Origin of the sequence: uncultured Campylobacter sp., assembly GCF_938040115.1 — a bacterium.
GTDB lineage: Bacteria > Campylobacterota > Campylobacteria > Campylobacterales > Campylobacteraceae > Campylobacter_A.
In genome coordinates, this window is the sequence record NZ_CALHXD010000146.1 from 1 (window position 1) to 11,919 (window position 11,919).

Genomic DNA, 11,919 nt, shown 5'->3' on the forward strand with positions numbered 1-11,919 from the left:
GCGTCATCGCGCTTGATATGAGTGCGCTAATCGCGGGCGCGAAGTACCGCGGCGAGTTTGAAGACAGGCTAAAAGCCGTCATAAACGAGGTAAAAAGCGCGGGAAATATCATCCTATTTATCGACGAGATCCACACTATCGTGGGCGCGGGAGCTAGCGAAGGCAGCATGGATGCGGCAAATATACTAAAACCCGCGCTTGCTAGAGGCGAACTGCACGCCGTGGGCGCAACCACGCTAAAAGAGTACCGCAAGTATTTCGAAAAAGACGCCGCGTTGCAACGCCGCTTCCAGCCAATCGACGTAAAAGAGCCTAGCGTAAACGAAGCGCTTCAAATTTTACGCGGCATAAAAGAGCGCCTCGAGGTGCACCACGGCGTAACTATCACCGATAGCGCGCTGGTTGCGGCGGCAAAGCTAAGCGACCGCTACATCTCAAACCGCTTTTTGCCCGACAAAGCGATCGATCTCATCGACGAGGCCGCAGCCGAGCTCAAAATGCAAATAGAAAGCGAACCGTACGAACTCGCCCGCATCAAACGCGAGATCGTAACGCTGCAAGTCGAAAAAGAGGCGCTAAAAATGGAAGACGAGGCCAAAAACGCCGCTCGCCTAAACGAAATAGAAAAGCAAATCGCAGATCTAAACGAGCAAAAGCACGCCCTTGACGGTAAATTTGAAAACGAAAAGGCGGTTTTTGGCGGCATCTCAAAAGCTAAAAAAGAGATAGATAGCCTAAAAAGCGAGGCCGAGATAGCGCGCAGAAACGGCGATTTGCAGCGCGCGGCCGAGATAGAATACGGCAAAATTTTAGAAGCGGCCAACCGCCAAAAAGAGCTCGAAAAAAAATGGGACGAGATGAAAAAAGGCGGCGTGCTACTCAAAAATCAGGTCGATGAGGAGCTGGTGGCTGAAATTTTAAGCAAATGGACGGGAATTTCGGTCAGCAAAATGCTAACTAGCGAAAAGCAAAAATACCTAATGATCGAGGAGCATTTGCGCGAAAGCGTCGTCGGCCAGGATGCAGCTCTGCACGCGCTAGCAAGAGCTATCAAACGAAACAAAGCGGGTCTAAACGAGGGCGCGCGTCCGATCGGATCGTTTTTGTTTTTAGGACCTACTGGCGTGGGTAAAACGCAGTCGGCGAAGGCTTTGGCTAAATTTTTATTTGACGACGAGCGCGCGCTCATACGCTTTGATATGAGCGAATACATGGAAAAGCACAGCGTCTCTCGCCTGCTCGGAGCGCCTCCTGGATACGTGGGTTACGACGAGGGCGGACAGCTGACCGAAGCCGTGCGCAGACGTCCGTATAGCGTTATACTTTTTGACGAGATTGAAAAGGCTCACAAGGACGTGTTTAACGTGCTTCTAGGTATCCTAGACGACGGGCGGGCGACTGATAACAAGGGCGTGACGGTTGATTTTAAAAACACGATCATCATCCTTACGTCCAACATCGCGTCAAATTTCATCATGGATCTAAAAGGCGAGGAGCGCGAGCAAGCGGTCAAAAACGAGCTTAAAAACTACTTTAAACCCGAGTTTTTAAACCGCCTCGACGACACGATAATCTTTAACCCGCTTGATGAAGACGGGCTCATAAAAATCGTAGATATAATGTTTAAAGAGCTTGAAAAAACGCTGCAAAATCGCGGTATAAAAGCAAGCCTAAGCGAAGAGGCTAAGAAATTTATCGCGGGTGCGGGCTTTGACATCGTTTACGGCGCTAGACCGCTTCGCCGCGCGCTCTATGAGCTAGTGGAAGATCCGCTAGCCGATATGATCCTGCGAGACGAGCTTGAAAGCGGCGACGAGATCGTAGTTGGTAGCGACAAAGAAAAAATAACGATCTCTAAAATTTAACCCAAATTTACGGTCGCGTTTTTAGCGCGGCCGTTTTTATTCTCCCGTCAAATCCTTTAAATTTAACCGCGCAATTATCTTATATTATACAGACTGCTCAAATTTGAAAACAGCATATTGACTCGCAAATTTAGCAAGCTCGCGTGCCGTTAGCCGCCCGAGTCAAATTTGAAACCGCTCAAATTTAGCGGCTACTCCCCGCTTAGCTCCTCGGCTACCTGAGCGGCGAGCTTGAGCTTTTCGCTATCAAAATGCGTATAAATTCGCGAGGTGTTTAGGCTCGCGTGTCCGAGCGCTTCTTGCACTAAAACGAGATCTTTTTGCTTTTTGTAAAGCATCGTGGCAAAGGTATGACGCAGCATGTGAGCGCCGTTTTTTTCCTTGCGGATGCCTGCTTTAAAGAGTATCTGCTCGACGATGCGGCTCACGTAGGCCTGCGTTAGGCGCGTGCCTTTTTTGTTGATAAAAAGATAGCCTTCTTTATTTATATAGTTTATCGCGATCGCGTCTAGGTGGGCCTCGATGAGGCGGCGTTTGATCATGACGACGCGGTATTTGTTGCCTTTGCCGCGGATTCTTATGACGTAGAGCTCGCCGTCCTCGGCTATGTCTTTGCGCTTTAGATTTAGCGCCTCGCTCACGCGGATGCCGGTGAAAATGATAATTTTAATGATGAGCTTGTTGCGGTTGGCGTTGCTTTTAAACTCCGCATTTTCGATCGCTTCCAAAAATCTTTTAACCTCATCCTCGCTCATAAACTCAGGCAGTTTTTGCCCGCGCGAGCCGCCCACGCCGCCCCAGTTTTTCAGCTCGATGTCAAAGACGTGCGCCTTGCCGTCCTCTTCGTTTTGCTTATCCAAAAATGCGAAAAAATTTATCGCGCTTATGCGGTAGTTTTTTTTGCTAGCATCGCTTAGCCCGCCCGTGACGCTAGCTAGCACCTCGCTTAGCAGCTCCTCGTCAATCTGCTTTAGGCTCTCTAGCTCGTAAAATTTGAGCGTCTCGAATATCTTTTTAAGCGGATTAAAATACGTATTTATGCCCGTTAGTCCTGCGTTTCTAGCCGATTTTACGAGGCCGTCTAGCTGGTCGATATTTTTTATATCGCGGCTAAGGGCGAAATTTACGCTTGCTAGCGCCTTTGGGTCGCGAAGCTCTTTGTTTGAGAGCGAGCTAAGCTTAAATTTGACGTAACGAGTCAGCCAAAATATAAACGAGTTTTCAAAACTATCCTTGCAATCAAGCGCGTATTTCAAGATATTTTCCTTAAATTTATAAAAATTTGAAAAGCATTATAACCAAACGCTTCTAAAAAATAAATTTTGGGGTAATCTGAAAAACACTTTTAATCAAAATATTAATATTATCATTTAAGTTAAGTTATGATAAAGTTACGAAACCATTTTGATTCAAAGGAGAAAAAATGCAATCAACGCTAGGTTCGCGTCGTAGCTTTATCGCTGCGGCTGGTGTTTTTATCGCCTCTACCGCGCTTAGGGCCGCTCCGAATACTTTTGAAAAAACCAAAGGTCCGCGCTACGGCATGGTCATCGACCTCACGCGCTGCGTCGGCTGTCAGTCGTGCACGATGAACTGCGCTATGGAAAACAACGTCCAAGCAGGCGCCTTTAGGACGATCGTTTCGGAGTACGAAGCTAGCGATAAAGACGGCAACCGCGCCGTTATCGCCTCGCTGCCGCGCCTTTGTAATCACTGCGAAAATCCAGCCTGTATCGACGTTTGTCCGACGGGCGCGAGCCACCAAAGAAGCAACGGCATTGTCAAAGTAAATAGCACCGAGTGCATCGGCTGTGCTCTATGCGCCGAGGCCTGTCCGTATCACGCCAGATACCTAAGCATGCAGACCTATAAGGTCGATAAATGCACCTTCTGCGATCACAGACTGCGCGAGGGATTGCTACCTGCGTGCGTGGAGACCTGCGTCGGCGGAAGCCGCATAATAGGCGATCTAAACGACGAAAACTCAAATATCAGGAAATTTTTAGCCGCTCACGAGACGATGGTGCTAGATAGTCCGAAAAACACGCATCCGCAGGTTTTTTACTACGGCGTGAGCGAAATTTTGGCTAAGAACGACAAGGAACTGGCGGCTAAAAAAGGCTACAAACAAGCGATCAGCTGGAGCGAAGAGATCGCGCTGTAAGGAGAAAATAATGCAAAGACGAGAATTTCTAAAAAACGCGGCGATGATCTCGGCCGTAGGCGCGACCGCTGCGGTAGCGGACGACGCTGCTAAAATAAAAGACGACTATAAACCGCAGGGCAGCTCGCTTCAGCCCGAATTTAGCGTAAAAGACGGCAAAATTTCGATGAACGACGGCCATAGCGTGGTATTTTCTATGTGTCACGGCTGCGTGGCAAAGTGCGGACTGCGCCTGCACGTGGACGAAAAAGCAGACCGCGTACTAAGATGCACGGGCAACCCCTATCACCCGCTATCAAACGTGCACTGGGCGAGCTTTGAAACCTCGATAAACGACGCGTTGCTAGCAACAACGGCTAGCGGCGAGGACGATCGGCGCGCTACTGTATGCGCTAGAGGCGCGGCGCTACCGGAGATGATAGCTTCGCCTATTAGGGTTTTATCGCCGCTAAAGCGAGTAGGAAAAAGAGGCGAGGGCAAGTGGAAAAAGATCAGTTTCGAACAGCTCATCGAGGAGGTCGTCGAGGGCGGGGATCTTTTCGGCGAGGGGCACGTGGACGGGCTTAGAGCCATACACTCAGACGAGCTCATCGACGAGGCAAATCCAGAATACGGCACCAAGCGCAACCAGCTTTTAAGCTTTTATCTCTACGACGGACGCTCGGATATCGTCGATCGCTTTATCAAAAAATCATTCGGCACTATAAATCACTACTCGCACGGCGGTATCTGCGGCGGCGGCTTTAGAGTGGGCGGCAAGATCGCGCACAACGCAAAAGGCTTTGCTCATACTAAGCCCGACTACGAAAACTCCAAATTTACCATCTACTGGGGCACCTCGCCGGCAAACGGCGGAAATCCATTCCAAAAGCAAGCCAAAATGGTCGCCCACGCAAGAAGTACAAACGATGACTTCAGCTATGCGGTGGTAGATCCGACGCTAACAAACGCCGTCAAATTCGCCGCCTCCGATAAAGGCCGCTGGATCGGTATAAAACCCGGCACCGACACTGCGCTTGCTATGGCGATGATACGCTGGATCATAGAAAATGAAAAATACGCCGCAAACTACCTCATGCAGCCAAATTTGGAGCAGGCAAAGCTAGCGGGCGAGATACACTGGTGCAACGCCACCCACCTAGTCATCACGCAAAAAGGCCACCCAGACTACGGCAAATTTGCGCTCGTGGGCGACGAGTGGCAGGTCTGCTCTCAAAGCGGCAAAATCCAAAGCTATAAGATAAACGAGCCGGCCAAGCTCTACTACAAGGGCAAAATTTTACTTAACGGCAAAAAAGTCGAGGTCAAAAGCTCGATACAGCTGCTAAAAGAGTCCGCCTACAAACACAGCCTCAAAGAGTACTCTAAAATTTGCGGCGTGAGCGTGGAGGATATCCTCTGGCTGTGCGAAAATTTCACCAAAAACGGCAGGCAGGTCAGCACCAACGTCCACGGCGGCATGATGCACACGCAAGCGGCGATGAGCACGTACGCGATCTTTTGCCTAAATACGCTAATGGGCACATACGGCTACAAGGGGGGCAGCATAAACGCAAGCGCGGGCACGCATGAGTTTTTAAAAGGTAGATACGATCTGGAGAGCTTCGAGGGCGCATACAAGCCAAACGGGCTAAATTTATCCCGCTCGGGCAAGTATTACGAAACGAGCTCGGAGTTTAAGCGTAAAGTCGCGGCAGGCGGCAGCGGCTATCCTGCGCAGCAGCCGTGGTATCCTATTTCGATGCCGCTGGTAAACGAAACGCTCACTAGCCATGCCGCGGGCTATCCGTACAAAGTAAAAGCGTTTATAAACTACATGACAAACGTGATGTACGGGCAGGCGGGGCTTGAGGTCGCGGTGCTTGAAGCACTAAAAGATAGCAAAAATTTACCGCTTTTCATCGGTATCGACGCCTTTATGAACGAAACTAACGCCTACGCCGACTACATCGTGCCAGACGGGGTAAATCTAGAAAACTGGGCGCTGCCAAACTCGCTTTGGGGTACGATAGCTAAAACCTCGGTCGTACGCTACCCGGCCGTCGCCGCTAAACAAGACCGCTCCGCAGACGGCACGTTAATCGACGTAGAGGCCTTTTATATCGCGGTGGCAAAGAGGCTCGGGCTCAAAGGATTTGGCAAGGGCGCCTTTAAGGACAAAGACGGAAAGCCGATGGATCTGGATACTAAAGAGCAGTATTACGCCGCGGCGCTGGCAAATTTAGCCTTTGACGGGGAGGGCGTAAAGGATATCGGTAAAGAGGATCTAAAGCTAAGTAAAATTTCAAAAACCATGAAAAAGCTAGAGCCGTTTTTAAAAGACGAGGAAAAGCCAAAAGTCGCGCACGTGCTGGCAAAGGGCGGTAGATTTGACGATTACGAGAGCGCGTACAAGGGCGATAAAATGACGGTAAAAGTGCCCGCCGCTACGCCTGCTGCGATCTACTACGAGCCGCTTGGCGGACACAGGCACTCTATCACGGGCGAGTATATGCCTGGCACGCCGACTCTAGCCCTTGCGGTCGCTAGCGACGGCACTCCGCTGGAAAAGTTTTTTCCAAAATCAGAATGGAAATACCTCGTAAGCTCGAGAAAATCAAACATCCAGCACTACTACACGATCGTTAGTCCAAAGCTACGCGCGATACATCCAAAAAATTTCGTAAGGATCGCCGAGGATATCGCAAGCGAGCAGGGTATCAAGACGGGCGACAAGGTCAAGATCACGACGCCGTACGGCTCGCAAACGGGCGAGGCCTTCGTAACAAACGGCGTAGCTAGCGGAGTCATCAGCCTCGAGCACGGATTTGGACACGATGAGTTTGGCGCCAGGGTGCATTTTATCGATGGCAAACCGGCCTTTTGGCTAGAAAGCGCGGAAAAAGGGGTAAATCACAACAAACTAGGCCTGCTAGATCCGAAGCGAAAGGGCAAATTTAGCCTAAACGACTGGCTAGTGGGCACCTGTGCTAGACAGGCGCTACCTGCAAATATCCGTAAAATCGGCTAAATTTAACGCGGCGGCTAGGGCATAGCCTGGTCGCCGCGTTAAATTTGACGTTTGGGCGGTAAATTTAAAGTAGCATAAAATTTGTCGCGGACGGCGTCAAATTTGCAGTATTTTTAAGGTAGCCTACGCAAATTTGAGGCAAATTTACCGATAAATATCTAAGCTCAAATTTAGCTCGTCAATGACGCTAAGCATCTGCCTGACGTATCTTTGTTCGCGGCGAGCTTCGTTGATATCAGGCCTCTCAAAGAGTCGTCCCTCGAAAAAATTTCTCCTACTAAAGCAAAATAGATAAAATTTGTTATCCATAAAGGCCACGCTGGGCGATTTTAGAGTGTTTTTGTAGGCTTTTAGTATATTTAGCTTGCTCATAAACGCAGGCGTGAGCAGGTACCTAGCCTCTATCTTATCAGTCGTAAAAACTCTAAAATTTTCATTAAATTTGACGTCGTCGAGCAGCTCTTTGTCGCCTAAAAATTTAGTATTGAAATCCTTACTCACAGCGACCGTTTTGCCGCAAAATTTCTTATTAAACTCGCAAACTAGCACGCTACCCTTGAAGTCCGAATACTGATCAAACGCATACTTTAGCAGGACAAACGCGGCGACGTATTTGTTATTTACGCGTGGATATTCGCGCTCATGACTGATCACCTCGCACAGGCTAAATTTGACGCCTTTATATACGCCGCGTACGCTATCTTCGCTATAAAATGTGCTCGGTCTATAAATCCCCGCCGCGTAAAATTCGCTCTGCGAGATGCCGCCGTAAGCGCTATACGTAAAGCTTTCATCTATCTCGCCGATGAGCGCGCGGACGAAAACTTCTTTGTAAAATTCGTTGTATTCGTCCTGCGCTTTGCCTATGCTTTTTAGCTTTGCAGGCACCCAAAATAGCAAGCCAAAAAACAATACAAGCAAAACCAAAGCCGCTCCGCCGTCTAGATCAAAAATCTTAAGCGACGCAAAAAATAGAGCAAAAATGCCGACGCAAAAGGCGATAAGAGTGGGTGATCCCGCCGCTGCGGCTCGGCACTCTTTTTGTTTGTTTTTGGTTAATATAAATGCTTGCGAAAGGGTCATTTGCTCGCTTTTGATTAAATTTTACGTAAATTTTGACCGAGCGCGGCTTAAAATAAAGTAAATCGGTTGGGTAAATTTGAGCGAGGATTTTTAAATTTTGAGAGATTTGGAGTCAAATTTGACTCGGCGCAAATTTTGAGTTTGGATAGCCAAATTTGCCGCCGTTTTTGAGCGTAAATTTGAAATCAAATTTGACTGAGCCCCAGAAGCAACTCGTCAAATTTGTAGGCCACAAAGCTCGCCAAATCAAAGCGACCCGCCGAAAGCTTATTACTCTGCACAGGTCACGCAGACAAAAGCTCAAATTTAAGCGGTCAAATTTAGAGATTTTCTATCACCCGCTTTGTTTCTAGCGCGATTTCTAGCTCCTCGTTAGTAGGCACGACGAGAGTTTTTACCGCTGCGTCAGGGGCGCTTAGATCGCGTATACCGCCACTAGCGGCAAAATTTAGCTCATGATCGATCTTGATGCCCATGTGCGTTAGGTCGTTGCAGATTTTCTCGCGGCTATACGGAGCGTTTTCGCCGATACCGCCAGTAAAAACGACCGCATCCACTCGGCCCAAAACCGCGTAATACGCGCCGATATACTTTTTGATACGGTAGCAAAACATCTCAAAAGCTAGATGCGCGCGCTCGTCGCCGCCTTGCATCTTGACGACCACTTCGCGCATGTCGTTTGAGCCGCAGATGCCTAGCAGTCCGCTTTTTTTGTTTAAAAATGCGTCTATGCCCTCAGCCGTGAGCTCGCCTAAATTTAAAAGATATGTAAGCACCGCAGGGTCCATATCGCCGCTTCTAGTGCCCATTATCAGGCCTTCTAGCGGGCTTAAACCCATCGAGGTATCGACGCTTTTACCCCCTTGCACGGCGCAGGCGGAGGCTCCGTTGCCTAGATGCAGCGAGATAGCGTTAAATTTCTCATACGGCACGCCTAGATGTTCGGCGGCTTTTTTGGTAACGTAGTGGTGCGAGGTGCCGTGAAAGCCGTATCTACGGATATGCAGCCTCTTACAAAGATCAAATGGCAAGGCGTAGCGGTAGGCGTACTCGGGGATAGTTTGATGAAATACGGTATCAAAAACGACGACGTGAGGCACCTTTTTGCCGCTTCCGTTTTTGTCCGTTTCTTGCATAGCATTTTTTATACCCGCTAGGTGGCCCGGGTTGTGAAGGGGCGCTAGCACGGAGTTTTGCTCGATTTTGGCGATCACGTCTGGGGTAACTAGAGCCGAGTCGCTAAAGCTCTCGCCGCCGTGCACGATGCGGTGTCCGATACCGTCTAGCTCGCTAAAATCATGCAGGATATCTGAGCTAACAAACAGCCGCCTCATCGCCTCAAGCCCCTCGTGGTGGTCTTTTAGCGGAGCGCGCTCCTCGTAAATTTTATCCGCGCTAACGTCTTTTAGCTTGGCATAGGAGCTTGCTTCGCCGATCTTTTCGACTAGGCCGCTAGCGATGACGCGGTTATCGCCCATATCGAAAAGCTGAAATTTAACCGACGAGCTGCCTGAGTTTAAAACCAAAATTTTCACTATTTTTCTCCTTCGTTTGCGGCTTGTATCGCGCTTATTAGGACGGTATTTACGACGTCTCCCACGCCGCATCCGCGACTTAGGTCGTTTACCGGTTTTTTTAGACCTTGCAAGATCGGTCCGACGGCGACGCAGTTTGCGCTTCGTTGCGCGATTTTATAGCCGATATTGCCCGCGTTTAAATTTGGAAATACAAAAACGTTCGCGCGGCCTGCTACGTCGCTGTTTGGCAGCTTTTTGCGCGCTACTACGGGGTCTATGGCCGCATCGTACTGCACGGGAGCTTCGATTTTTAGGGCGGGATTTAGCTCGCGCGCTATCTCGCCGGCACTCCTAACCAGGTCTATATCCGCTCCGCTGCCGCTATCTCCGCTAGAGTAGCTTAGCATCGCTACTCGCGGCTCCAGTCCGAACGCGCGCGCCGTATCCGCCGAGGCTAGAGCGATTTGCGCTAGTTGCCGGGCATCCGGATTTGGGTTTATCGCGCAGTCGGCGTAGATCAGGATCTCCTCCGCAAAGCACATTATAAACGAGCTTGAAACTAGCGGGCTATCAGGGCGGGTTTTGATGATCTGAAGAGCGGGGCGGATGGTGTGCGCCGTGGTCGTGTTTGCGCCGCTCACCATGGCGTCTGCTAGGCCTTCTTGCACCAGCATCGTGGCAAAGTACGTCCTATCTCGCACGAGCTCGCGAGCCTGCTCCATGCTTACGCCCTTGCTTTTGCGAGCCTCAAAAAGCGCGGTGGTTAGGCGATCTGCGTACTCGTTTTTTTCTAAATTTATAAATCTCGCGTCGCTTAAATTTACGCCGAGCTTCTCCGCGTCAAATTTAACCTCGTTTTCGTCGCCCAAAAGGATCAAATTTACCGCGCCGCTTTTTAGTAAAATTTCGCTCGCTCTTAGTATCCGCTCGTCTTCGCTTTCTGTCAAAACGACGGTTTTTTTATCTTTTGCGGCGAGTTTAAATAGCGAGTTTTCAAAGCGCAGAGGCGTGATGATATCTTGCTTTGCATTTAAAATTTCATCCAAATTTCCGCTTACGATTAGCTTTGAGTTTCGCGTAAAAAAGCTCAAATTTTCGCGGCAAAAAACGGGAACGTTTAAATGTCTAGCGATTTGTAAATTTAGTTCTATTTCACCGATATTTGCTATGCTTTGCGCTGGTTTAACGAGCACGAAATCAGCGCTCCCCGCTAGGCGGTCAAATTCGTTTACCGCGCTTTTAAAAAACTCATGCTCGCTACCGTTTTCAAAAGCTTTCAGAGCATTTTCTAGTCCGTAAAAATCATTGACGGGGTCAAAAACGGCTACATTTTTAAATTTTGTTGATATAATTTCGTAAATTTCTTGAAAATTCGCGCCAAGCGCAAGGATAGAATCGGCCATAATTTTCCTTTTGGAACTTGATTTGCTTATTTTATCGTAAAATTTTCACTTTAAGGTAAAGCGTGAGAAAAAATATTTACTTTTGCGCCCTTGCAGCAGCGTTTTTGAGCGGGTGCTTGCCTAGCGCCGATCCTCGCATAGACATGAAGCCGCCCGTTTACGTCGAGCAGCTTCCCGCCAAGCAGGTCAATAACCAACCAAACGCGGGCAGTCTTTTTGGTCGCGGCGACAACCCGCTTTTTGCCGACCGCAAGGCGATGAACGTAAACGACATCGTAACCGTAGTCATCAGCGAGCGCGCCAACCAAAGCTCCAGCGGTAAGCACGACACGAGCAAAAACAGTGCGATAAGCCTCGGCGGAGGGATATTTAGCGCGGGCTCCGCGCCGCTATCTACGCTGGCCACTCAGCTAAACAAAGCCGGCGATATCGGCTTTAGCGCTGGCAATAAAAACGAATTTACGGGTGCTGGATCTAGCGTGCGCGCAGAGGCCTTTACGACTACGATTTCAGCGCGCATCATCAAGGTGCTAGAAAACGGCAACTACTTTATCGAGGGTTCGCGCGAACTGCTCATAAACGGCGAAAAGCAGATCATGCAGCTTAGCGGCGTGATCCGTCCGTACGACATCTCAAACGCCAACGAGATCGACTCGCGCTACATCGCCGACGCCAAGATCTTATATAAAACCGAAGGCGACGTGGATAGGGCGACGAGGAAGCCGTGGGGGACGAAGCTTATGGAGGCGATCTGGCCTTTTTAGTCTCTTTTGCTTTTTGGCGGCTTGTCTTTTTGCCCTATACGTCGTTGCTTTTAAATTTGGCTCGGTCATTACCGACGAGGTAACTCCCGTCGCCAAATTTAAAAGCGCCTCGT

The 11,919-nt window shown here is 49.3% G+C and carries 8 protein-coding genes; 4 read left to right on the forward strand and 4 right to left on the reverse strand.

All coding sequences use genetic code 11. The features are described from left to right. Positions 1–1,865 (forward strand): AAA family ATPase (locus Q0314_RS05300; RefSeq protein WP_298057303.1); only part of this gene is annotated, 1,865 nt, incomplete at its 5' end. A gap of 191 nt (positions 1,866–2,056) precedes the next feature. Here the strand turns inward: Q0314_RS05300 and Q0314_RS05305 are convergent. Then, the gene (locus Q0314_RS05305; RefSeq protein ID WP_298057305.1) at positions 2,057–3,121 is read right to left on the reverse strand and encodes a tyrosine-type recombinase/integrase; all 1,065 of its coding nucleotides are present in this window, start codon (positions 3,119–3,121) and stop codon (positions 2,057–2,059) included. A gap of 167 nt (positions 3,122–3,288) precedes the next feature. On the opposite strand from Q0314_RS05305, the gene Q0314_RS05310 reads away from it, so the two are divergent. After that, the gene (locus tag Q0314_RS05310) at positions 3,289–4,029 is read left to right on the forward strand and encodes a 4Fe-4S dicluster domain-containing protein (RefSeq protein ID WP_298057307.1); all 741 of its coding nucleotides are present in this window, start codon (positions 3,289–3,291) and stop codon (positions 4,027–4,029) included. Positions 4,030–4,039: 10 nt separating this feature from the next. Continuing rightward, positions 4,040–7,039 carry a molybdopterin-dependent oxidoreductase gene (locus tag Q0314_RS05315; protein WP_298057309.1) on the forward strand — a complete coding sequence of 1,000 codons (3,000 nt, stop codon included), beginning with the start codon at positions 4,040–4,042 and terminating at the stop codon, positions 7,037–7,039. A 144-nt stretch (positions 7,040–7,183) separates the two neighbouring features. Here the strand turns inward: Q0314_RS05315 and Q0314_RS05320 are convergent, their stop codons facing one another. The 3 genes from Q0314_RS05320 to pta all read right to left on the reverse strand — a co-directional run bounded on the left by Q0314_RS05320 (position 7,184) and on the right by pta (position 11,042). Beyond that, the gene (locus Q0314_RS05320; RefSeq protein ID WP_298057311.1) at positions 7,184–8,122 is read right to left on the reverse strand and encodes a DUF3137 domain-containing protein; all 939 of its coding nucleotides are present in this window, start codon (positions 8,120–8,122) and stop codon (positions 7,184–7,186) included. Positions 8,123–8,442: 320 nt separating this feature from the next. Next, a complete protein-coding gene (locus tag Q0314_RS05325) occupies positions 8,443–9,657 on the reverse strand; it encodes an acetate kinase (RefSeq protein WP_298057313.1) in 1,215 nt (404 codons plus the stop codon). Further along, positions 9,657–11,042, reverse strand: a complete 1,386-nt coding sequence (pta, locus tag Q0314_RS05330; RefSeq protein ID WP_298057316.1) for a phosphate acetyltransferase — start codon at positions 11,040–11,042, stop codon at positions 9,657–9,659. Before pta ends, Q0314_RS05325 begins: the two co-directional genes overlap by 1 nt. 62 nt (positions 11,043–11,104) lie before the next feature. Between pta and flgH the strand changes: the two genes are divergently transcribed. Then, complete coding sequence (gene flgH / locus Q0314_RS05335) at positions 11,105–11,806, forward strand: flagellar basal body L-ring protein FlgH (protein WP_298057318.1); 702 nt, start codon at positions 11,105–11,107, stop codon at positions 11,804–11,806. Positions 11,807–11,919 lie beyond the last annotated feature (113 nt).